The sequence below is a fragment of the Hymenobacter telluris genome, assembly GCF_017313265.1.
Lineage (GTDB): Bacteria > Bacteroidota > Bacteroidia > Cytophagales > Hymenobacteraceae > Hymenobacter > Hymenobacter telluris.
Genome location: NZ_JAFLQZ010000007.1, coordinates 84,262 through 107,610 on the forward strand (window position 1 = coordinate 84,262; position 23,349 = coordinate 107,610).

A 23,349-nucleotide genomic window follows, 5' to 3' on the forward strand; every position below is an offset into this window, starting at 1 on the left:
TTTACAGCAGCAGCTTGCGCATAGCTGGCAGCAGGGCTAGCTCGGCTTGGCCGGCGGGGGCTTTGGCGGCTTCCAGCTGTTTTTGCGCGGCAGCCAGCCAGGTAGGTGTGGGGGCCTGTTCGTTTTCGAGTTGCTGCAACCGCTCCAACCCAAGCGTGGCCAGCAGCTTCAGCTGGTTGGAAAGCGGGGCGTACTCGGTGAGAGTAGGGGCAGAAGCGAAGAGCGGCTTTAGTAGCTCGTCGTTGGATTGCCAGATTCTGAGTTGGTCGCGCACGGCCGTCAGGGCGGCCTTGGCGGGGCGGGTTTTCGGACTGCTCTTATCCACTAAAACGGAACGATACATGAGCAGCGTATCCACGGCCACACCAAACGTCCGCGCCCGGTCAGATTCGGCGGGGGCGGCATCAACGAGGCGGTTGAGGGGCGTTTGGGGCGTGTAGGTGAAGCCCTGGAAATGGCGCTTGTACTCCTTCACGGGTTCCAGCACTTCCGCCAACGTGCGCAGCGGCACCCGGTAAGTTGGGCCGGCCATTTGCGTCAGGAGTTGTTGCGGGGCCTTGCGGTGTTGCAGCCCCAGCCCCTCCAGCTGCACGGAAACGGCCCCCAGCCGTCGGTACATATCCGGCACGTTTTGGGTGGCGGCAGCCGGTGACCAAAGCCGCTCCGCTACGGCCGCAGTACGGGGCCAGATGCGCGAATCTACCACTACGCTGTCGGCAAATTCGGCCCACATGGTTGCCTCGCCGCCCAGCACCAGCTTTTGCTGCGCGGGCGTTAAGGGTGTATCGGCGGGCAGCGGGTCGGTGGCGTAGTAGGTGGCGGCGGAGTAATTGAGGTCGATGTAGTAGCCGTTGGACAGCAGCGTGGCGTGGCCGGCCTGGGCGGCATCGTTGAGACCTTTTTTACCGCGCCAGCTTTGGATAACGGCGTTTTGCGGCAGGCCCGGCCCCAGGATTTCGTCCCAGCCCACCATCTTCTTATTGTACTTCGTGACGATGGCCAGCACCCGGCGGTTGAAGTAGGTTTGCAGCGCATGCTTATCGAGGGTTTTGCCGTCGGGCTTCAGCATGTTGTTGGCGCGGGCAAAGGCCATAATGCGTGCACTACGCCGCCACTGCCGCCCGTCGTTTTCGTCGCCGCCAATGTGGAAATACGGGTCGGGAAACAGCGCGGTCATTTCCTTGAACAGCGTGTCAATCAGCGCGTACGTGGATTCCTTGGTGGGGTCCATGGCCATGTTGGAAGTGCGCCAGCTCTGGTACACGCCGTAGGTGGAGTCGTTGGAAGCCAGCTCGGGGTAGGCCGCAAACCAGGCAATGGTGTGGCTGGGCACGTCGAACTCAGGCAGCACCCGGATGCCCCGCCTAGCGGCGTAGGCCAGCACTTCGCGCACCTGGGCCTGGGTGTAGTATTGCCCACTCACCTGGTGCAGGCGGGGCAAGGATTTGGTTTCCACCCGAAAGCCCTGGTCGTCGGAAAGGTGCCAGTGCAGCACGTTCATTTTCACCGCCGCCATGCCATCCAGGTTGCGTTTGATGAGGGCCACGGGCATAAAGTGCCGCGAGGCATCAATGAGCAGGCCGCGCCACGGAAACCGGGGTTGGTCCAGAATGTCTACTTCGGGCATACTCTTTTTGCCGGACGGGGCTTCCGTAACCAGCTGCCGCAGCGTGGCTAGGCCCCGCAATACGCCTAAGCTGTTCGGGGCGTCTAGGGCAATACCCATCGGCGTTACCCGCAAACTGTACCGTTCCTCGTCAAATAGCTCGGGGCGGCCCGCTTTGCCGTAGCGAATGGTTAAATCGGCCGGGCCGGTTTCCGTGAATCGGGTGTTGATATAGGCCGAAGTAGGCGAGGTCAGCTGCGAAAACAAGAGTTTTTGGGTGGTGCTCTTGATGCTGCCGTTGTCGCGCGTTATCAAATCTTCCTGGGTTATGCGCACAGTGAACGTGCGCTTCACCACGAACTGCCCGTTGCCCCAGCGCACCGAACTTGGCACCGGCAACAGGTTGCGTGTAACCGGGTTAAGCTGCGCGGAAACCGGCAGCAAGCTGGACAAGAGCAATAATACAACGGCAAACAGACGGCTCAACATAGGCGACAGGGGAGGGGACGGTGGCGGCGAAAGATACGGGAGCCGCCGATAGGAGCGCACCTATGCAGCATTCGTGCCGAGCCGGTGCTTGCTGGCCGTTGGTTGGTCTGGCCCCAATTTTTCCGCAATTTGCCAGCCGTCCGTTTTTTTCTCAGTGCCTCGCTGCTTTCTATGAATTCTCCTTCCCGCCTGGCTGGCTGGTGCTGTACGGTGTTGCTGCTGGCTTGGTCGTGGTGGTATTACCCGCCCGTTGAAACCTGGCGTACCCCGTCGTCGCCGGTTATCAACTGGGATGCCTCGGGCTATTACCTCTACTTGCCCGCCGCCCTCATTCACCACGACCTGCGCGAGCTGAACTTCCGGGAGCAGATGCTCAAGGACTACGCCCCCACGCCCACCTTGTACCAGGCCTACCGGGATTCGAGCAGCGGCAACTTCGTGATGAAATACCCAGTGGGGCTGGCCTTGCAGGAACTGCCGTTTTTCCTGGTTGCGCACCAACTGGCGCAGCCGCTGGGCTTCCCGGCCGATGGGTTTTCGGCGCCGTATCAGCTGGCCGTTAAGCTGGGCAGTTTGCTGCTGTGCGTGGCAAGTTTCTGGCTGATGCGCCGCGCCTTGCTGCCGCGTTTCGGGGAGTGGCCCACGGCCCTCACGCTGCTGATTCTGCTGCTGGGCACCAACTACCTCACCTATAGCGCCGCTGGTCATGCTGGCATGGTGCATTGCTGGCTGCTGTTCTGGTACGCCGCGCTGCTATTGCTGACGCCCGCCTTCTACGCCCGCCCTACCATGCTGCGGGCCGCAGGTCTTGGTGCCATCGTCGGCCTGATGACCCTAACGCGGCCCACCGAAATTCTGGCTGGGCTGATACCGGTGCTGTGGGGTTTGGCACCCAACCGGGTGGTGTTGCGGGAGCGGCTAACCTTTTGGCAGCGGCATTGGCAGTTACTGCTGGTGGCCCTACTGGCGGGGGCGGCACTGCTGAGCGTGCAACTGTTCTACTGGCATTATGCTACCGGCCGCTGGGTGGTGTACAGCTACCAGGAGCAGGGCTTCGATTGGCTGAAACCGCACTTGTTTGATGGAATCTTCAGTTTCCGCACGGGCTGGCTGATTTACTCGCCGCTGCTACTCACCGCGTTGGTTGGGTTCGGGCCGTTGCGGCGGCAGCAACCGGTGGCGTTCTGGAGTATGCTGGTGTATACGGTGCTGTTCACCTACGTTACGTTTGCCTGGAGCGAGTGGGCCTACGGGGGCGGATTGGGGGCCCGGGCCATGATTCAGAGCTACGCCGTGCTGGCGTGGCCGTTGGCGGCGGCCCTTCGGTGGCTGCTGGTGCGGCCCCGCTGGGCAGTGGCCTACGGCATCGTGGCGGTAGTGGGCTGTGCCTATGGCTATTGGCTGAACCAAATGGCTGTACCCGGCGGCAACGGCGGCTTGGTAGCGGCTGGCGAAATGACCAAAGCGTATCTGTGGCGCACCGTGTTCCGCTACGAAGTGCCCTCGGAAACATACTTGCTGCTGGATAGCAACGCCGAATTTACGGGCACGGCCCGCAACAGCCGCACCTTGTGGCAGCAGGATTTCGAGCAACCCGCACCCGGTGTCTGCGGCACGCCCGCTTTGCAAGGCAATTGCTCGTTGAAGCTCGATGCCGAACACCCACGCAGCGCCGAGTGGGTAATTCCGGTGAAGCGCGGCGAGTTTGAGTGGATACGCGCCTACGCCGCTGCCCGCGCCGACCAAAAGGAGTGGGACGTAAACCGCATGACCCAGTATGTAGTCCGTTTCCGCCGCGGCGACGAAATCCTTAAGACCCGCACCGTGCACTTGCAACGGGCGCTGGAAGGCGGTTGGCCCCGCGAATTGCACTTCGATATGCGCCCCCCCAAAGCTGACTTCGACAATGTCCTCGTCACCTTCCTCTACTACGGCACCACCACCAACCTCCTCCTCGACAACGCCCGGCTAGAGGCATTTGATGAGTAAGTACTTCTACTTTTACACCTGTGGTCATTCCGAGCAGAGCGAGGAATCTGATATGTATAGATGGTAAATTCAGCTTCCTGGCTCTGCTCGGAATGACAATGTTGACGTATTATATTGATTGTCAGTGAATTTTTTCTAACAGTATTGTAGGTAGTATAAGCTCACCAATCCATCTGCTTGCCAGATAAGCGTACTCGTTTGGATACTTTTCTAAGTGTATGCTTGCGTCGTAATCCGCTACATGAGAATGGCCTTTCTCTTTCCAAAAGCGGTAGCATTCAGCAGGGTCTATCCACATCAGCTTATAACCGATATCAGCCACGATAAACTGAGCCCGTTGGTGTGTAAGAATAAGCTTGATCTGGGCTTTAGTAAGGTATTCCCCACGTATTGCAGCAATGTTACTATCATCTAGCCATAGAGTGGTTAGTGGCAACTGCGTTACTATTCTTTCCGAGGGCTGCATCACCAACTAGATTAACCCCCTTGACTTGAACTCCAGGTATTTGTTGATGGTATTCACCGTTAGGTTTTGGGGCGCGGTGAGCAGGGCGTGAATGCCGTAGCGGTTTAGCTCCCGTACAATCTGGCGCTTTTCCTGGGCGAATTTTTCGGCAATGGTTTGGTTGTACACGTCCTGCGTGGTGTCGGTGGGGGCGTCCAGAAACTCACGCAGCTCGGTATTCTCGAAGAACACCACCAGCAGTAAGTGGTCTTTGGCGAGGCGGCGCAGATACGGCAGTTGGCGCTGCATCCCGTTCAGCGTTTCAAAATTGGTGAACAGAATCAGCAGGCTGCGCTGCCGGATATTGGTCTTGACGTTGATGTAGAGCCGCTCGTAGTCGGTTTCCAGATATTTAGTGCGCTGCCGATACAGCACTTCCAGCAGCTTGCGCATGTGTCCGCCGCGCCGGTCGGCTGGTAGTATTGTGCCCGCTTGGTGCGAAAACGTAATCAGCCCGGCCTTATCGTGCTTGAGAATGGCAATGTTGCTGACCACCAGCGTGGCGTTGATGGCATAATCCAGTAAGCTCAGCCCGTCGAATGGCATGCGCATCACCCGGCCCTTATCAATGAGGCAATACACCTGCTGGGCGCGCTCGTCTTGGTAATGGTTCACTACCAAGGAATCGGCGGCGTTGCCGGTGGTGGTGCGGCGGGCGGTGGCTTTCCAGTTGATGCTGCGCGGGTCGTCGCCGGTTACGTACGGCCGCACCTGCTCGAACTCCATACTGTGACCCACCCGCCGGATACGCTTCACGCCCACCTCCGTCAGGCGGTTGCTGATGGCCAGCAGCTCGTACTGCCGCATCTGCAAAAACGACGGGTACACCGGTACCATGCGGCTATCATCGAACCGGAACCGGCGCCGCACCAAACCCAGCGGCGAGGCCACGTACACATTCACGGCCCCAAACTCGTACTCGCCGCGCTTTACGGGCCGTAGCTGGTAGTTGATAACGGTGGTTTCGTTGGGCTTTATGGGTGCTCGAAACAGCACGTCGCGCCGCTGAAACTGATGCGGAATTTCATCAATGGTTTCGGTGCGCACCGGAAAGCGGTAGTGATTTTCCAGGTAAATGGCCACGTCGTTGTCGGAGCCGTTGGCGAGTTTGTCGCCCATCACCCGGCGGCCAAATACGTGTCCGGCTCCGCCCCGCGCCGGCGCGTACAGCAACCCCGCATCAATAGCCACGAGTGCCACCAACAGGCCCAGCCCAAGCTGCACTACTGCCAGCCAGCCCGGCAGGAAAAACGCCACTACCAGCCCTATAATGATAGCTGTAAGCAGGACAAAGAAGCGGCGCGTCAGGAAGAATGACAAGGGTGAGTTAAAAATTAAAAGTGAAGAATTAAATACCTACTTCGAATCAGTTTGCCGGCTTGATGAGATGAGAATAGCTGCTAAAATTCTTTTTAATTCATCTGCATCCTGAATCAAGGATTCAGCTAACCTGGGCTCTAGACAGTGGGTGTCACGTAGTAAGCGTAACCAATAATGTGACTCCCGGGCTTCCTTGTAGGCAATACTGCATTTGGCTGCGAAATCTCGCCGCGAAAAACCACCAGTTGCTTCCTCTATATTCGCGCCGATGGATGTTCCAGCTCTTAAATATCTGGTTAGCCAAAGGCATGGGTTGTTTGGTATCAATAAGCAACCTGTATAGCAGAACAATGCGTTTCGAAAATGCATAGCTTTTCACTAACGCCACCCCTTCTGATTTCATAAATAAATAGCCCGACTGAATAGGCTTTTAATTTTTAACTCCTAATTTTTTAACTTTCTTCAGCGCGGAACTTCAATTTGTTGCAGAATCTGCTTCACAATGTCATCGGCGGTGCTGCCTTCCATTTCGCGCTCCGGCGTGAGCTGAATGCGGTGGCGCAATACTGGCGCGGCCAGGTAGTGAATATCCTCGGGCGTCACGAAGTCGCGCCCACGGAGGGCAGCCAGGGCTTTAGCACCGTTGAGCAGTGCCAGTGAGGCACGCGGCGAAGCGCCCAGGTACAAGCCCTTGTGGGCGCGGGTCTGGCCTACGATGCGCGCAATGTATTCCAGCAGTTTGGGCTCCACGTGTTGCCGCCGTACTTGCTCCCGCAGGCCACGCAGGTCGTTGGCCGTGAGTACGGTGCGCACGGCTTCGAGCGGCGTACCTCCGAAACCCGCGTGGTGGCCCTGCAAAATCCCGATTTCCTCTTCTACGGTCGGGTAACCGACGTTGAGCTTGAACAGGAACCGGTCGAGTTGCGCCTCGGGCAGGCGGTAGGTGCCTTCCTGCTCAATTGGGTTTTGGGTGGCCAGCACCACAAACGGCTCGGGTACGGTGTAGCGGGTCCCGTCCTGCGTTACCTGCCGCTCTTCCATCACCTCAAACAGCGCCGACTGCGTTTTGGCCGGCGCCCGGTTGATTTCGTCAATCAGCACGATGCTGGCGAAGATAGGGCCCGGCCGAAATTCGAAATCGGCTTTGTTGGGTTGAAATACCGAGGTGCCGAGCACGTCGGAAGGCATCAGGTCGGGCGTGAACTGAAGGCGGCTGAATGGTACGTCGAGGGTGCGGGCCAGAAGCTTAGCCGTTAGGGTTTTGGCCACGCCGGGCACGCCTTCCAGTAGCACGTGCCCATCGGCCAGCAAAGCGGTCAGCAGCAACTCAGCCAAGGACTGCTGCCCCACAATCACCTTGCCTAGCTCCTGCCGGATGGCTTCGGCGTGGCGGCTTAAATGGCTCAGGTCGGTGCGGGATGTGAAGGCCTCGGTTGGCGCTGGCTCTACGGCTGGCGCCTCGGTTGGGTCGCCAGTGGTAGCGGCTTCCGGGCTAACGGGCTCGGTTGAGGGGTTGGTGTAAAGTGGCGAATTATCTTGCTGTGAATCGGGAGTGTTTTCCATTTTTATTGAAAAGCGAGGAGGCAAAGAGAAGTTACTATGGGATTTAATCGACTTGAAATAATTTCATATAACAAAGTAGATGTATAGCTAAATAGTGCCTATAAATTGATTGAATAGCCTTATTGAAATAATTATAAAAAGGTTAAATGTTATTTTAACTAATAATGCAAAAACTACGAGGCGGCTTTTCGGAAGTCGTTTATAGCCTTATTCAGTCCTAGCAAGTCAGCATCGGATAGTTGCCGAGCGGTGAGCAGGAAGTTGATTCGGCGGACCAACGCGTCTACCTCGGGGCGGGGTAGGCCGGTCTTTTGTGCCAGCCGTTCCCGTGCTTCTTCATCGTTCAAATCGAGGCTAGGCTCGTGGAAGCGGGTGCGCAGGTGTTCCAGGAATAGCTGAATCTTTTTCTCGGCAATGGCTGCGTGGCTGTTGCCTTGGCGGTACAAGCCGGCAATGGTGCGCGTAAACAGCAGCGTGGTATTGGGCAAGGGCTTCAGGATGGGAATGATGCGCTGCCGCCGCCGGGCTTCCACCACCACAAACAGCAAAACGCCCACCACACTCAGGTACAGGGCCCAGCGCAGGGCATCGTGCGCTAGCAGCACCCGCAACAACGTCTGCTCACCCTGCCGGCCCTGTTTCTGATACTCATCCCACCACACGGTGCGCCCAGCCGGCAAGTAGGAGAGGGCCGCAAACGCAAAGTTGCCGGTGCGCGGCTGCAAGGCGAAGTAATTGGTGAAAGCCAACGGCACGCTGCACAAATAGATATGGCCTCGGCCGTGCGGTACGCGCACCAATACCGCTTGCCCAGCGGTATCGGTGGCCAGCTCGGTACCCCGCATGAGGCTGTCGGGCTGCAAGCGGTAGGCTGCCCCCAGCGCGGGTAAACGGAAACCAAGCGGGCCAGCCTGGCGGGCCAGTTGCGTATTGGTAAGCTGAAGCCGAACGGAGTCCAGCAGCTTGGTGTCGATGGTTGCTTTCCGGCGACGTGCCCTGTTCAGAGAAACTTCCGAGCGAAACCCCAGCGTATCCGTTAGCTGCCGGCTGAACTGCTCGGCGGCAATAAATGCGTCGTTGCCGCGCGCTACGTGCCGAAGTAAGGCCCGGCAGTCTGATGCGCTTAGCTGGAACTCGTCGTCGATGAAGATATAGGTAGCCTTGGGGTAGCCTGCTTCCGTCAGGCCCGCTTCGTAGTCAGCATCTTCGGCCTCGGCTGCCGATGAGGTGGCTGTCTGATCAACTGAATCCTGCGTGGTATTTTCTGCAATGGCAGTAGTGTCAACCACTAACTGGCTGGAATCTGTAGCGGCTTCCAGCTCCTGCTCGAAGGACTGGTCCGGCTCGTCTTCCCCTTCAATCTGGTTGTAGATGGGCACCCGCACGGTGTGTACGTCGCGCTCAGCAACGCCCAGCAGGTCAGGCAGCACGTTGTAGAGCACGTAGGCGCCGTACGGAATCTTGTCTTTGTTCTGGAAGGTGGGCGTCCAGTCGAGTTGCTTAGGGCGGTAGTATTCCACGGCCACGTACGCTCCAAACAGCAGCGCCACCCACAGCAAATACCAGCGAAAAGTCGTCATGTCTTTTTAGTGCTTCGTGCTTAGTTGATAGTGCATGGCGGGAGTACTTTGTATTTGCTGGCTGGAGGGCGTTAGTGTGGTCTGAGTGAAGTAGCATCCTAAGCACGAAGCACTACATCAGGCGGCGCGGCGGGGAGCGGCCAGGAGGTGCTGGAAAGCCTCGCGGGTGGCACGAGCCTGCGCGTAGTGGGTGGGCGTAAGGTCGTCGTGCTCTCCATACCACACGAAGTCAAACTGGCGGGTTAGCTCCCGGAAAGCGGGCGGCAGCGGGCCGGGCGGCAGCTCGTAGAGGTAATCGTGGTTGGTTTTGTCGGGCTGCCAGCGAATAAGGCCCTGGTCGGTGAGCTGCTTGAGCACCTCCAGGTAGCCCAAGCGCACGGCTAAGCGGTAGTTGCCGGCGCTTTCGGCTTCGCGGAGCAACGTGCTGAAGTCGAGCGCATGAATGTCTTCGGAGTCAACATCATAAGAAAGTGGCGCCCGGCGGGTGCCCCGGCCAAAGGCGCGGGTGATATCCACTTGCATAAGCTTGAGCACCACGAAGATAAAGGCGGCAAGTAGGGCGGCGTAGATACCGTACTTCCAGATTATTTTGCCGGAAGGGGTTTCCAGCAACTCGCCCAGCCAGCGCCAGAACCGCATCATCAGCAAGTCCCAGGCGCTTTTCTCGCTTTTTACGGCCACGTACTGAAACTCGCGCTGCTCCCGAAATTCCCGCAGCCGGGCTGGGGCAGGTTTCCGGAGAGTGACGTTGCTGGCCCGGTCGGCGGGCAGGTGCCGGACGGGTTGCACCGCGGCGGGTTCCGGCGCAGCCAGTGCGGGGGTAGCTGCCAGTAGCCAGCCCAGCGTCAGCAGTCGGAGCAAATAGCGCAAGTAAGCAGGCACAGAAGGAAACACGCTAGGTACGGGAGGGCGTAAATCGGTTAGGGAGCAGGCGTTAGTATTCGCCTTCATCGTCGGGGCGGTACGCGTGGTTGTGGGCCACCGGGGCGGGGCCATTGCCCAGGCTATCTACCAGGGTGCGGAGCCCGATGCCTTCTTTGCGTTCCACTAGGTTGAAGTACTGAAACATAAGCGCCACCAACAGCAAGGTGTACAGCATCACGCCGCCGGCGGAAGCCACAATGCTGCCGGCTATATTCAGCAAGCTGGAATCAGCCCAATCCCAGTTCAATATTTTACCAACGTAAGGTACCAGTTGCGGTATCTGAAAGACCATGCCAAGGAGAGCAACCAAGATGGAGACTATCAGTGAAAGGCCAAAGGTTGACCACCATTTGCCCCGAATCAGCGAAATATTACGGTTGATGGCATTGCCCATGCCTTTGCGCTCGAATGACTGAATTGCCCAAATCATGCTCAGGGCGATGCTCAGGTAAATACCGGGAATAGCCAGCAGGACAAAGCCAAGGAAAATAAATACCACCACCACCAGACCCGAAACAGCCATGCGCGGAGCGTCGCGCTTCACCCATCCGCCCACCAACGCCGGGGTTACTTCTTGTTCGGGCGGCAGCGTCATTCGCACGTTCACGTAGCCATATACTGTAGCGGCCAGGAGCGCATAGGAAATGAGGCTAGCGAGTAGGCCAAGCCATTGGAATGCGCCGAATTGATTACCGAGCCCACTGAATGACCCCGCCGAGGTGGAACTGCCGCTAATATCGCGCAGAGCGTTGGTTTGGGCCAGTCCCATGAAGATGCCCATCAGCAAAGCGGCAGGTAGCACAAAATAAATCAGACACCTGCTGAGCGGCTGCCAATGCGCGCCGATAAACTCGAAGGAAGCGGAGATTTTGGCACCGAAGTCCCGCTCCTGCCGAAAATCCGATTCTTTGGTAAACTTCAATTGCATAGGTATCTAAGTTGAATAAGCGGGATAAGACGAGGGGTGCGCAGCGCATCAATGGGCTGCCTGAGCAGGTGCCGCGGCCACTTGGCGGGTGAGGTAGCGGGGGTACACAATGAAGTACCAAACAATGAAAGCCGCCGAGCAACCAATGATGAGTAAACTTAGCGCCATTGGCATTTCGGTGTGGCGCGTTACAAACCCTTCCAGAAAGCCCGCCACAATGAAAATAGGCACTAGCCCAATAGCCAGCTTCAGGCCGTCGCGGGCGGCTTGCCGGAAGGCCTCGGTGCGGGAATAAGTGCCCGGAAACAGCAGGCCCCGCGCCATTACGAAGCCCGCCCCACCCGCCAGCACAATGGCCGAAATTTCCAGAGTGCCATGAATCCAGATGGTGAGCACCGACGGCAACAGCACGCCTTTCTGGTAGAAGAAATATTGAAAGGACCCCAGCATCACACCGTTGCGAAACAGCGCCCACACCGTGCCCAACCCCAGCGTAGCCCCCAGCACGTACGCCACCAACGACACGTAGATATTGTTGATGGTAATCATCAGAAACATTGGGGTTTCGCTCTGGCCTTTGTACACGGCCATCGGGTCGCCTTTCTTGATGTTTTCCAGGGTTTGGTTCACATACGCATCGCCCAGCACCACCCGCACAAAGGTGTCGTCGTAGGCCGCCGACAGCACGCCTATCAGGGTAAATACCGTGAACAGGATCAGCGACCAAGCCAGCGTGGTATGGTGGCGGGCCACCAGCAGCGGCAGCTCGCGCGCCCAAAAGTCCCGGAAGCGGCTGGTTTGCTCGGGTTTGTTTTTGTAGATGGTTTGGTGCTGCTTGGCCGCCAGGTCGTTGAGGTAGCGGGTAGTGGGCGAGGCCGGGTAGAAGGTCTGGGCGTAGGCCAGGTCGTCGGTGAGGGCTACAAACCGGGCCGCCAGCTCGTCGGGGTCAGTGGCAGAGGTGCTTTCGTATTGCTTCCAGCGGGCTTCGTTCTGCCGCAGAAATACCGCTTCACGCATAGAGTAACGGGTTGCTGATGGATTAACGGAAGAGAATTATGGAATAATTGGCCAACGAAAAATAGCGGTTCTGGTAGCTGCGGCTGAGCGGTGGCAGCTAAGTGCAGATGGGCAGCATACTCATGTGCTTCAACAATCAGCAAGTAACCACCAACAATCAACCAGCAACGCCTAATTTGCAGCATGGTCAGCTTGGCGAAGATTGTCAATTTTTCCGGGCTGCCCCGCATCCTTCCTGTATTAATTCCGGCGCTGCTGTGGCGCCGCCAGCCATTCAGTTTATGAGTACTATCCGAGTTCATACCACCCAAAACGTTTCCCTGGAATATGAGGTAGCCAGCGTGGGCGACCGAATCGTGGCGGCCATCATCGACTACTTGGTGCTGTTTGCCTGGCTGGCCGCCTGCGGACTCTTATTCGCGCTGGTTGCCGGGACCGGGGGGCAGAAATCGGTGCCTTTCATCGTTGTCTTTGGCATTGTGGCGGCGGTGCCCTATGTGTTCTATCATTTGGCGAGCGAAATATATTTCAACGGCCAAAGCATCGGCAAGAAAGCGCGCCACATCAAGGTTATTCGCCTGGATGGCACTCAGCCCCAACTCGGCGACTACTTATTGCGCTGGCTGCTGCGGCTCATTGATATGAGCCTGCCCGTGGTAGGGCCGCTGGTGGCCATTATCACCATTCTGGCCAACGGCCGGGGGCAGCGCCTCGGCGACATGGCCGCCGGTACCACTGTAGTAAGCACCCGGCCGCGGCAGGCCGCCGGAGCACTGGCGCCCGTCGTTACTCCTCCTGATTACGTGGTGGTGTTCCCGCAAGCCGACCAACTCGCCGACCACGACGTGGCTACCATCCGGCAACTGCTGCAAAAAGGCCTGGAGCACGACAACTACCAGCTACTGCACGAAGTTGCCAACAAAGTGAAGGACCTAACCGGCATCTACACCGAGCTACCCGACGAAGCATTCCTGCGCACCGTCATCCGCGACCATGCCCACCTGGCCGCCATGCAAGGCTAGTAGTTGACGGTTACCGCTGAGAATGGATGCTTAATCAGGAATCAGCAAACCTGTATCCGGTAGCACAGCCAACAAAAAAAGGCCAGCCCATAATGGGCTGGCCTTTTTGCTACTAGGCAGTTGCCGTGGTTTATTCGGTGATGATGGCCTGGCGGGTGCCGGCGGGCTCACCATTGAAGCTGAGGCGGAAGAAGTATATGCCAGCCGTCTGGCCTTTGCGGTTCCACTCAACTATTTGTGGGCCGGCAGCGCGCAGGCCAGCGTCAACCCGGTCGATGGTGCGGCCCAGGGCATCCGTCACGGTCAGTTCTACGCGGGACGCACGTGGCAACCCGAAGCTCACCCGAGCTACTCCGGCTAATGGGTTAGGGTAGAGCGAGAGGTTGGTTGCCAGCTCCGCCTGGCGGTTGGAGTTTACTACGCCCGTAGCTACGGCCACGGCAATATTGCGGGCGGCTATACCGTTGCCGATGGCTCCTACCGCAGTAGCGGCACCCGTGGTCAGGTTCACGGTGTAGAGCGAGGTGTTGGCAGAAGTACCCGTATTGGCCACCATGTAGGCGGTATTGGTGCCCTGGGCGGGGCTGAAAATATCCAGGTCTACGTTTGGCGTGGTGGCATTCACTGTAATGCCCGAGCTGCCAACGGCGGTGAGCTGCCCATCAGCTGGTGGGTTGGCAGTGGCCTGCGTGTTCAGCTGGTTCAGGGTCAGGTCGTAGTTGTAGAGCATGGTAGTGGACGTGGAGCCAGCTCCCATAAAGCTGTTGGTGTACGCTACGGCCCCAATGTTTGGTGTGTTGGTGCCCGTGGTGTAGGCCACTTGCCCATCCGTGGCAGCCAGCGCGCCGGTAATGGGGTTGAGGCGGTAGTTGTTGCGGTTGGCGCCCACCACCCGAATCCGGTCTACGGTCGGGTTGAAATCAAAGCCGGTAACGCCCGTGCCCAAATCCAGCGTAATAGCCGCGCCAATGGGGTTGGCTACACCCGTGGCAGCATTTACGGAATACACCTGCGCGTTGGCGGTGCCGGCGGCGGCAGCGGCATTGTAGCCCAGGGCGTACAGCGTATTGGTGAGTGGGCGGACATCCAGGCCAACCAGGGTTTGAGTGGCGGCTACTCCGGTAAGGCCCAGCGAAGTGCGAATCAGGGTTGGCTGCGCCGTATCAAACGTAATCAGGTTGGTGCCAGCCAGCGCGTAAGCCAACTGGCCCGTAATGGCAGGCAGCGTAGCCGGCCGGTCAATAGCCAGGGCAATGTCGGTGATGGCCACAAACGGCCCCGTACCCAGCGCACCCACCGAAGTAGCAGCGCCGGTGGTTAGGTTTACGGTGTAGAGCGTGGAAGTGGCCGCCGTGGTACCGGTAGCAATGGTAGTAGACATATACGCTACGTTGGTGCCATTGCTCGGATTGAAGTAGATGTCGAGGTCGGAGGCTTGCAGCGCACCGTTGGTGGCTACGCCCAGCGCGCCAACCGTGTTAAGAATACCGTCGTTTGGCGGAATCTGCGTAACCAGCCGGCTAGCTGTTTCGTCGAGGTTGTAGAGCGTGGTAGCTGTGGAACCGATGTAGCTGTTGGTGTAAGCCGACGACCCAACGCCTGGGAATTGCCCCGCATTGGCATCCCCGGCGGCGTAGCCTAGCGAGCCATCCGTGGCAGCAAGGGCGCCGTTGTTAGGATTAAGGCGGAAGTTTGCTCTGTTGCCCGCCGTTACCCGAATCCGGTCCACCGTTGGGTTGAAGTCAAAACCAATGCGCGCTATATCAGAACCCAGATTCAGGGTGAGGGCAGTGCCTATTGCCGTTGCAACCCCCGTAGTGCGGCTGATAGTGTAAAGCTGCGCAAGCGTGCCGGTTGGGTTGTAGCCCAGCGCAAATACCTCTCCCGTGTTCGGGCGCACATCAATACCTACTAAGGTTTGGCCAGCCGTAACGCCAGTGATAGGCAAAGTTGCCGTGAAAGTGCCGGGCGTAGTGACATTAAACGTTACTAGGCTAGCCGTAGTAGTGCTGGTGGTGCTGAGTCCGTACACAGTTTGAGCTTGGGCGGCGCCAATGGAAAGGCCCAACGCGGCTAGTCCCAACACAGCAGTACGGAAGGAATTGGTCCGGGAAGTAATTTTTCTGGTCATGCTAATTGGAAGGAGAAATGGATGAAATGTGAGCTATAGTGTCTTGCTCGGTGATGTTCATACGAGCAGGGGTTTCGATATGGATTGGCTTTAATTCGCTTTTAATGGCTTGAAAATCCGCATGTTAAGAAATGGCTTTCGGCTTTTGCCAGTCAACACGCTTAAAATGAGCATGTCATAAAAAAACGGGTGGCCTTCCCAAGGAAGGCCACCCGCTGCGGTGCACATAAATATGTACCAGATTACCAAGGTACCGGCTGCCCCTGCCACGTCACGAAGCTGCCGTTTTCCTCGGCATGCAGCTGCTCAGCCAGGCGAATAATGCCCCGCGCCGAATCGGCGGGTGGCAGGGCGGCGGTGCTGCCGCCCATACCGGTTTGCACCCAGCCGGGGTCCACCAGAATGGAAATAACGCCGTAGATACCTACTTCGGCGGCCAACGCGCGCATATACATGTTCAGCGCGGCTTTGCTGGCCGAATAATGGTACGGCTCGGCGGAGGCCTTCCACGTCAGGGAGCCCTGCCCCGACGATAAGCTGACGATGCGGGCTTTGTTGGCCGCTTTCAGCAGGTCTAAAAACGCCTGTGCCACCAGCAGCGGCCCCACGGCATTCACTTTCAGGAAAGTCAGCGCATTGCCCGCCGTCAAGCCGCCGAGGTGTTGCTTGGCGGGGTCCTCGGGGCCCGCGCCGGGGAAAATACCGGCGTTGTTCACCAGTACATCCAAGTGGCCGGTGAGGTTGGCTACGGTCTGCCGGGCGGCTTCAATGGAAGCTTCATCGGTTACGTCGAGTTGCACAAGGTGGAGCTTACCGGCGTACTGGCTTTGCAGCTGGTGCAGGTCGGTGGCGGATTCGGGTTGGCGGGCGGCAGCAAATACCGTGTTGCCGCGCTCCAGGTACTGGCGGGTGAGTTCCAGGCCCAAGCCCCGGTTGGCCCCGGTGATGAGGATGTTTTTCATGAAATGGGAATTGATGAAGAAAGAAATATGGGGAGCTGGGGACCGAAGTTTAGGGAAATAAAAGCGGGTTTAAGTGCAATTAGCCCACAACTCCACAAAAAAGCCGGTCGGGAACGTTCCCGACCGGCTTTTTCAAGGTCACTCATTATAACCTGGCTTTTGCTAGTGGCTGCTCGATTAGCTCGCCTTTACCACCCGGGTGTTGGCCAGCCGGTCGTGCAGGCCCGGCCCACTACCGAAGAAAGTGAAAGCCTCGAACGGGATAAGCCGGCTGAGTGTGCGCTGCATCACCGCTTTGGCAGTGAGCTTAGAGCCGTCTTCCATCACCACCTTGGTGCGCGTCACCAGCTTGCCCATCGTGCGGCCCGTCAAGGATTCCATGATAAAATAATAGCTCAGCAGAATCAGAAAGCTGACCACGGTGGTCCACGGGCTGTCTAAGTCATTAACCATTTCCTGGTTGCCGCTGAAGGCTGCTATCATGCTATACGCTATGGCAAAGACAAATATGATGATGTAAAACGCAACCAAGTCCACAACATAGTTGAGGATGCGCTGGCCCGTGGTGGCCGGGGTCATGGCCAGCGGCGAGTTCAGCAGCTCCGCAAATACCGAGGGGTTTTCAATTCGTTCGTCTGTGTAATCCTGGTCGTCGTGGTAGTGCTGTTGCATAATGTGGCTATATAGTGAGCCTACAAGATGCACAGAAACTTACCCGGCTGCAACCGCCTTGCGCTTGCTCACCCGTGGGTGCCGCTCCTCGGTGCCCTGGGCCAGTAGCTCCTCGTCACGCTCCGTCTTCTTAACGGTCCAGCTCAGCGAGTACAAATCCTTGCGCCGGTCGCGCAGGTTGCGCACCGCGCCGCTGGTGTTCAGGTCTTTCAGCAAGTCCAGGTCGAGGTCGGCAATGAGGGTCATTTCCGTATTTGGGGTGGCTTCGGCCACAATGGCGTCGTGCGGGAAGGCGAAGTCGGAGGGGCTGAACACGGCACTCTGCGAGTACTGAATATCCATGTTCTCTACGCGCGGCAAGTTGCCCACCGAGCCGGTAATGGCCACGTAGCACTCGTTTTCGATGGCGCGGGCCTGCGCGCAGATACGTACGCGCTGGTAGGCATTCTTGGTGTCGGTCCAGAACGGTACGAACAGAATCTTTACGCCTTCGTCGCTCAGCATGCGCGCCAGCTCCGGGAATTCCACGTCGTAGCACACCAGAATCCCGATTTTGCCGAAATCGGTGTCGAAGCACTTCAGCTTGTCGCCGCCGCGCATGCCCCAGTAGCTGGCTTCGTCGGGCGTGACGTGCAGCTTGTACTGCTCGTCCACGGTACCGTCGCGGCGGCAGAGGTAGGCCACGTTGTGCAGCTTTTCGTCTTCGTACACCGGCATCGAGCCCGCCACAATATTGATGTTGTAGCTCACGGCCAGCTCCATCATCTTGGCCTTGATGGGCGCCGTGAAGGCCGCCATGGCCCGAATGGCCACCGCCGGCGAATCTTCGTTGGTGAGGGCCATCAGCGGAGCGTTGAAAAACTCGGGGAACATCACGCAGTCGGCCTTGTAGCCTGATACCGTGTCCACGAAGAACTCAATCTGCTGCAACAGGTCCTCCAGGCTGCGGGTGGCGCGCATCTGCCACTGCACAATGCCAATACGAACGTTGCTTTTCTGGTTGCCAATCAGCTTTTCCTCTTCCTCGTAGTACACATTGATCCACTCCAGCAGCGTGGCGTAGGCCTTGCTTTCGGAGTCGTAGGGAAGGTAGCCGCGGATGATTTTGCGCACGTAGAACTCGTTGGAGAGCTGGAACGTGAGGATGGGGTCAACCAGCTCTTTGTTGCGCACCATTTCCACGTATTTAGCGGGCGTCATTTCGTTGGCGTACTGCGCGTAGCCGGGAATCCGGCCGCCGGCCACCATGGCGCGCAGGTTCAGGTTTTCGCACAGTTCCTTGCGGGCATCGTAGAGGCGGCGGCCCAGGCGCAAGCTGCGGTACTCGGGGTCCACAAACACGTCCACGCCGTAGAGCGTGTCACCGTCGGAGTTGTGGGTGTCGAACTTGCCGTTGCCGGTGATTTTGGCGTAGGTGTGCTTGTCGCCGAATTTCTGGTAATCAACAATGATGGCCAAAGCCGCCGCTACCAGCCGGCCGTTGTCCTCAATACCAATCTGGCCTTCCGGAAACTTCCGAATCAGGGCACTGAACTCGTCGGCCGACCAGGCACCTTCCATGTTGGAGTACACCTGGTCCATGATGCCTTTGATGGCCTTGAAATCGGAGCGGCGCAACGTGCGCAGCACCAGCTTATGGGCCGGAACAGCCGTGGGCGTAAGCAGTTCGGCTATGGAGCCGGATTGCTTGCCTTCGGGCGTTACTTTTTTGGCGTGGCTACCGCCGACCTTACCGTTTGAACTCGTTGCCATATACGTCGTCTGAAGAGAATGTCGTGGAAGAAGTGCAAAAATACCGCTCCGCCAAGCGGATACGGCGCTAGTAATACGGCCACACAACAAGTTTGGCGGGAAAGTGGTGCATCTAAGCCCAAAAACGCCGGTCCTGAGCAAGCAGAACCGGCGTTTGTACCATCCATAAAGTGGGGGCTAAGAAACTTACTCCCGCACCACGCGCCGCACCGCCATGCCGGTTGCGGTTTGCACCCGCAGCAATGCCACGCCCCGGAACGCACCAAAAGCCGCGGCAGGCACTACCGTTTCGCGTGCGGCGTGCGGCAGCTTGTAGCTGAACAGCACGCGGCCGGTCAGGTCGGTGGCGCTGATGGAAACGGGGCCAGCCGCCGGCAACTGCAAGCGCAACGGTTCCGTGCCCGTCACGGGGTTGGGGTACAAGCTCAGGGCCGTTTCCGGAAGCTGGCTGGCCGTGCCGAGCGCCGACAGGCGGCGGTACACGTCGCGGTACTCCACGCTGGCTACCACGTCTTGGTTGCCCACTCGCGTGGTTGTGATAGTCAGCAACGGCACGTGCTGGCCCACCGCCAGCCATTTGTACTCGCGCATAACGGGCAGCGTAATTCCCTGGTTGATACCCATGGCCGAAATGCTATCCTGATCTTCAATGCGGGTAACCACGCGCACCGTTTGGAAGGTGCCGAACGGCGTGGTCAGGCTGCCCCAGGCATCCACCCGGTTCACCCGTTTGCGGCGCTGGCTCAGGTACCCGGTGCCCGGCACGCTGATACTGAAAAACGAGCTGCTGGAATCGGGCGTGCTGGCGTAGCTCAGCGGAAACCGGTAGACAACGTCCTGCTGGGCGGCGTTGGCATATGTGATGGGAACAGCCGTGCCGCTCAGGCTGGCTCCGTAACCCACCGACCGAAAATCAGCGGCCGAGGCGTTGTAGAACTGGTACGGGTCGGTGATGGGCAGGCTGATGCCGGGCGGCAGCGGAATGGTTTGGGGCGCGGCCACCGTGGCGCGGTTGCTGCCACTCAGCACCGAGTTGAAGGTGAATGTGTACAGCGGTTGATTGGGCACGGCCGTAAAGCGCGCCACATTCTGGCTGATGGGTACCAGCGTGCTGTAGTTCCAGGTTTGGTTGGGGCCGCGCTGCGTGAGAGGCGGCACGCTGCCAGGCAGAATAGGGGTGGCCATGCTCTGGCGCAGGGTATCGGTGGCCACTGGCATGTCGGCGCGGGTGATAACGGGCGAGGTTTGCGCCAGCGCCAAGCCAGCAGGTAGCAGCGAGAAAGCAAGAACGGCAGCGTAGGAGTGGCGCATAGGCGAAGGGTTGGAAGATAAGGCATTGAAACCCCCGAATATAGCACCTGCACCGGGTTAGGTGCCATCCGGACGAGCTGTTGTACCTTGCAGCATGCTTCCGCCCGAAGAACGTCGTCTGCAAACGTTGGGCCGGCTGCTGGCCTCGCCCGAAAGCTTTCCGCCCACGGCCTGGCTGTGCGCCCCGCCCGATGTGCACCGCTGGCAGCCCGCCATGCCCGCTGCTGTGCTGCTGGTAGCCGCGGCCGGCCAAGCGGTGCCCGCGCCGCCCGGCCTCGTGCGCACGCTGTTCATGGACGAAGTGCAGTTGGTGATGGAGCGCCTGCTCACGCAAGTGCCCGGCGCCCCCGACTGGCTGCGGGTGGATATTCTGGCCCGCTACAAAACCGCCCACGAGTTTCCGGCCCTCACCGGCCACCCCGACACCCTGGCCGAATACCTCGCCGAAGCGGTGCACACGGGCAGCCTCAGTGCCCCCGCCGCTCTAGCACATTTACTGAAGTACTTCTCGCACTTCACCCCCGAAGCCGCCGCCCGCATCATGGCCCAGGCGTACCGCCGCACCCAGAAATAGTGAGGTGGTGAAATGGTGAGTTTTACCCGTGTGCAATGCGCAGTTAGCACAAGCAGTACGTCAGACTCACCAGTTCACCACCTCGCAATTTCGCCATTTCACGAACTCATTTCTGGTACCTCATTGGGTATTACCAGCTTGCCGGCGGTAGCGGCCTGTATCTGCTCCACACTCACGCCGGGCGCCCGTTCGCGCAACACAAAGCCGTCGGGCGTTACATCGAGCACGGCCAGTTCAGTTACGATTTTTTTCACGCAACGCAGGCCAGTGATGGGCAGGGTGCAGGCCGGCAGCAGTTTGCTGCTACCATCTTTGGCTACGTGCTGCATGGCCACAATGATGTTCTTGGCCGACGCCACCAAATCCATGGCGCCGCCCATGCCTTTCACCATCTTACCCGGAATCTTCCAGTTGGCAATGTCGCCGGTTTCCGATACTTCCATGGCCCCCAAAATGGTCAAATCCACATGCTCGCCCCGAATCATGCCGAACGAGTCGGCGGAGGAGAACAGGCTGGAACCGGGCAGCGTGGTTACGGTTTGCTTGCCGGCGTTGATGAGGTCGGGGTCCACCTCCGCCTCCGTGGGGAAGGGCCCCATGCCCAGCAAGCCGTTTTCCGACTGTAACTCCACGTTGATACCCGCCGGAATGTAGTTGGCTACCAGCGTCGGGATGCCGATGCCGAGGTTGACGTAGTACCCGTCGCGCACTTCCTGCGCTATGCGTTTGGCAATGCCGTGTTTGTCTAACATGAAATTTGGTGCGTAGTGCTTAGTTGGTAGTGCTTGGTGCGTAGTGCTTGGTGCTTAGTTGGTAGTGCTTAGTGCCTAGTGCCTAGTGCTTAGGATGTTCTTTTAAACAACCGTAAGTACTAAGCACTAAGCACCAAGCACTACCAACTAAGCACCAGGCACTACTGAACTGCTTGTCGGACTTGCAGCTTGAACTTGCCGGGCAGGTCGCGGGAGGTGGTGTTGGGGTACTTTTGGGTGTAAAGCAGGGCCACCACGTTCAGCTTGGGGTCCACCCAATACGTGGTGCCGAAAATACCGCCCCACTCATACGAGCCTTGCGACAGGCCCGAGGCCTCAGCGGTTTTGGCCGTAGTGATGCTGAAGCCCAGCCCGAACTTGTTCGGGCCTTGCTCCAGGGCGCCAATCTGGTTGCTGGTAATGAGCTGCACGGTGGCCGGTTTCAGGTAGCGCCGGCCATTGTACTCACCCCCGTTGAGCAGCATTTGCAGAAAAACGGCGTAGTCATCAATGGTGGAAGACAAGCCCGCGCCGCCCGAAAAGTAAGTGCCTTTGTCCTTCGGATAGTCCGGGCTCATGCCGTACATGCCGCTTTGCTTCACGGTGGCCTTGGCGTCGTTTTCGGCGTAGAGTACGGCCAAACGATTCTGCTTGTCGGCGGGCAGGTAGAAGTAAGTGTCGCGCATGCTCAGCGGCTCGAACAGGCGGGTGCGCAGGTACTGGTCGAGAGGCTGCTTGCTGAGCACTTCAATCAGGCGGCCCAGCACATCAATGCTCAGGCCGTAGGTAAATTTCTCGCCCGGCTGGTGCATCAGCGGCAGCGGTCCCAGGGCGTCCATGGCCGTGGCCAGCGTGCCAGCGGGCGTACCAATGCCGCTTGGCACGTGCGCTTTCGCGTAAATGGCCTTGGCTTCCTTGCTACCAATCAGCGGGTAGCCGAGGCCCGAGGTGTGCGTAAACAGCTGCCGAATGGTTATTTCCGACTTAGCTGGTACAGTGGTGTAGGTGGAGTCCTTCTCGTTGAAAGTAGCCAGCACTTTGGGGTTGCGGAAGGCCGGCAGATACTTGGAAATCGGGTCGTCGAGCTGGAATTTGCCTTCGTCGTAGAGCAACATCAACCCAATGCTGGTAATAGCCTTGGTTTGGGAGGCAATCCGGAAAATGGCGTCGGGCTTGAGCGGCGTTTTGGCGCCCAGGTCGTCGTAGCCGAACGCCTTGCGGTACACAATCTTGCCGTTGTGCGCTACCAGCGCAATGGCGCCGGCTACGCGGGTGTCGGCCGTGTATTCCTCCAGCAGCCGGTCGATGCCGGGCATGGGCACCGGGCTGGGCGTGAGGGTTTGCGCTTTGCTGGCTTTGGCCTTGGCTGGCGCAGCTGTTTGGGCGTAGGCCTGGCCGCCGATGGTCAGTGCCAGGAACAGAAGAACGGTGTTTTTCATAGCCTAGATGAATTTCTCACGGAGGTTCGCGCAGAGGTATGCAGTGTTCAGGTGTCAGCACACTGCGTACCTCTGCGAGCTACTGCGGAAAAATAGTTAATTGGCCGTGCGTACGGTGCGCTGCTCGATGCGCTTTTCGTAGTGCTGGCCCTGGAAAATGCGCTGCACGAAGATGCCCGGCGTGTGAATCTGGTTGGGGTCCAGCTCGCCGGCGGGCACCAGCTCTTCCACCTCCGCCACTGTAATTTTGCCGGCCGTGGCCATCATGGGGTTGAAATTGCGGGCGGTGCCTTTGTAGATAAGGTTGCCGGCGGTGTCGCCCTTCCAGGCTTTCACAAAGGCATAATCTGCTTTCAACCCGGTTTCCAGCAAATACATCTTGCCATTAAACTCCCGGCTTTCTTTGCCTTCGCCTACTTCGGTGCCGTAGCCGGCGGGCGTGTAAAAGGCCGGAATGCCCGCGCCCCCGGCCCGAATCCGCTCGGCCAGCGTGCCTTGTGGCAGTAACTCCACTTCCAATTCGCCACTCAACAGCTGCCGCTCAAACTCGGCATTCTCGCCCACGTAGCTGGAAATCATCTTGCGCACCTGCCGCTGCTGCAACAATAGCCCAATGCCAAAATCATCAACGCCGGCATTGTTGCTGATGCAGGTCAGGTCTTTCACGCCGAGGCGCAGGATTTCCTGGATGGAGTTTTCGGGGATGCCGCACAAGCCGAAGCCACCCAGCATGAGCGTCATGCCATCGGTGAGGCCGTGCAGAGCGGTTTGGGCGTCGGAAACTACTTTGTTGATCATAAGGCAGCGGGTGGA

19 protein-coding genes are annotated in these 23,349 nt (G+C 58.6%); 3 read left to right on the forward strand and 16 right to left on the reverse strand.

Annotated elements, in window-relative coordinates:
- Position 1: 1 nt before the first annotated feature.
- Positions 2-2,095 (reverse strand): beta-N-acetylhexosaminidase, encoded by a 2,094-nt coding sequence (locus tag J0X19_RS12480; RefSeq protein ID WP_206984699.1) that lies wholly within the window; start codon positions 2,093-2,095, stop codon positions 2-4.
- 171 nt (positions 2,096-2,266) lie between these two features.
- Between J0X19_RS12480 and J0X19_RS12485 the strand changes: the two genes are divergently transcribed.
- A complete protein-coding gene (locus J0X19_RS12485) occupies positions 2,267-4,084 on the forward strand; it encodes a hypothetical protein (protein ID WP_206984700.1) in 1,818 nt (605 codons plus the stop codon).
- A gap of 472 nt (positions 4,085-4,556) precedes the next feature.
- Here the strand turns inward: J0X19_RS12485 and J0X19_RS12490 are convergent, their stop codons facing one another.
- The 7 genes from J0X19_RS12490 to J0X19_RS12520 form a co-directional block, all read right to left on the reverse strand.
- Positions 4,557-5,909, reverse strand: coding sequence for a DUF58 domain-containing protein (locus J0X19_RS12490; protein ID WP_206984701.1), 1,353 nt, complete (start codon positions 5,907-5,909; stop codon positions 4,557-4,559).
- A 36-nt stretch (positions 5,910-5,945) separates the two neighbouring features.
- The gene (locus J0X19_RS12495; protein WP_242582541.1) at positions 5,946-6,278 is read right to left on the reverse strand and encodes a four helix bundle protein; all 333 of its coding nucleotides are present in this window, start codon (positions 6,276-6,278) and stop codon (positions 5,946-5,948) included.
- A 93-nt stretch (positions 6,279-6,371) separates the two neighbouring features.
- Entirely contained in the window at positions 6,372-7,472 is a 1,101-nt protein-coding gene (locus J0X19_RS12500) for an AAA family ATPase (protein WP_242582543.1), read from the reverse strand.
- 173 nt (positions 7,473-7,645) lie between these two features.
- Positions 7,646-9,052: a DUF4350 domain-containing protein gene (locus J0X19_RS12505; protein ID WP_206984702.1), complete on the reverse strand. Its 1,407-nt coding sequence runs from the start codon at positions 9,050-9,052 to the stop codon at positions 7,646-7,648.
- 117 nt (positions 9,053-9,169) lie between these two features.
- Positions 9,170-9,913 carry a DUF4129 domain-containing protein gene (locus tag J0X19_RS12510; RefSeq protein WP_206984703.1) on the reverse strand — a complete coding sequence of 248 codons (744 nt, stop codon included), beginning with the start codon at positions 9,911-9,913 and terminating at the stop codon, positions 9,170-9,172.
- A 73-nt stretch (positions 9,914-9,986) separates the two neighbouring features.
- Positions 9,987-10,904, reverse strand: coding sequence for a hypothetical protein (locus tag J0X19_RS12515; RefSeq protein WP_206984704.1), 918 nt, complete (start codon positions 10,902-10,904; stop codon positions 9,987-9,989).
- Positions 10,905-10,952: 48 nt separating this feature from the next.
- Positions 10,953-11,921, reverse strand: a complete 969-nt coding sequence (locus J0X19_RS12520; RefSeq protein WP_206984705.1) for a stage II sporulation protein M — start codon at positions 11,919-11,921, stop codon at positions 10,953-10,955.
- Positions 11,922-12,202: 281 nt separating this feature from the next.
- Between J0X19_RS12520 and J0X19_RS12525 the strand changes: the two genes are divergently transcribed.
- Positions 12,203-12,943, forward strand: a complete 741-nt coding sequence (locus tag J0X19_RS12525) for an RDD family protein (RefSeq protein WP_206984706.1) — start codon at positions 12,203-12,205, stop codon at positions 12,941-12,943.
- 130 nt (positions 12,944-13,073) lie between these two features.
- Here J0X19_RS12525 and J0X19_RS12530 read toward each other — a convergent pair whose 3' ends face one another.
- The 5 genes from J0X19_RS12530 to J0X19_RS12550 all read right to left on the reverse strand — a co-directional run bounded on the left by J0X19_RS12530 (position 13,074) and on the right by J0X19_RS12550 (position 19,771).
- Positions 13,074-15,074, reverse strand: a complete 2,001-nt coding sequence (locus tag J0X19_RS12530) for a DUF4394 domain-containing protein (RefSeq protein WP_206984707.1) — start codon at positions 15,072-15,074, stop codon at positions 13,074-13,076.
- Between the two features lie 242 nt (positions 15,075-15,316).
- Positions 15,317-16,036 carry an SDR family oxidoreductase gene (locus J0X19_RS12535; RefSeq protein WP_206984708.1) on the reverse strand — a complete coding sequence of 240 codons (720 nt, stop codon included), beginning with the start codon at positions 16,034-16,036 and terminating at the stop codon, positions 15,317-15,319.
- A 177-nt stretch (positions 16,037-16,213) separates the two neighbouring features.
- Positions 16,214-16,708: an RDD family protein gene (locus J0X19_RS12540; protein WP_206984709.1), complete on the reverse strand. Its 495-nt coding sequence runs from the start codon at positions 16,706-16,708 to the stop codon at positions 16,214-16,216.
- Between the two features lie 39 nt (positions 16,709-16,747).
- Entirely contained in the window at positions 16,748-18,460 is a 1,713-nt protein-coding gene (locus J0X19_RS12545; RefSeq protein ID WP_206984710.1) for a bifunctional GNAT family N-acetyltransferase/carbon-nitrogen hydrolase family protein, read from the reverse strand.
- Between the two features lie 186 nt (positions 18,461-18,646).
- Complete coding sequence (locus J0X19_RS12550) at positions 18,647-19,771, reverse strand: T9SS type A sorting domain-containing protein (RefSeq protein ID WP_206984711.1); 1,125 nt, start codon at positions 19,769-19,771, stop codon at positions 18,647-18,649.
- Between the two features lie 94 nt (positions 19,772-19,865).
- On the opposite strand from J0X19_RS12550, the gene J0X19_RS12555 reads away from it, so the two are divergent.
- Complete coding sequence (locus J0X19_RS12555) at positions 19,866-20,345, forward strand: hypothetical protein (protein WP_206984712.1); 480 nt, start codon at positions 19,866-19,868, stop codon at positions 20,343-20,345.
- A gap of 98 nt (positions 20,346-20,443) precedes the next feature.
- Here J0X19_RS12555 and J0X19_RS12560 read toward each other — a convergent pair whose 3' ends face one another.
- The 3 genes from J0X19_RS12560 to J0X19_RS12570 form a co-directional block, all read right to left on the reverse strand.
- A complete protein-coding gene (locus J0X19_RS12560) occupies positions 20,444-21,097 on the reverse strand; it encodes a CoA transferase subunit B (RefSeq protein WP_206984713.1) in 654 nt (217 codons plus the stop codon).
- A gap of 161 nt (positions 21,098-21,258) precedes the next feature.
- Positions 21,259-22,536 (reverse strand): serine hydrolase domain-containing protein, encoded by a 1,278-nt coding sequence (locus tag J0X19_RS12565; protein WP_206984714.1) that lies wholly within the window; start codon positions 22,534-22,536, stop codon positions 21,259-21,261.
- A 96-nt stretch (positions 22,537-22,632) separates the two neighbouring features.
- Positions 22,633-23,334 carry a CoA transferase subunit A gene (locus J0X19_RS12570; RefSeq protein ID WP_206984715.1) on the reverse strand — a complete coding sequence of 234 codons (702 nt, stop codon included), beginning with the start codon at positions 23,332-23,334 and terminating at the stop codon, positions 22,633-22,635.
- Between the last annotated feature and the right edge of the window lie 15 nt (positions 23,335-23,349).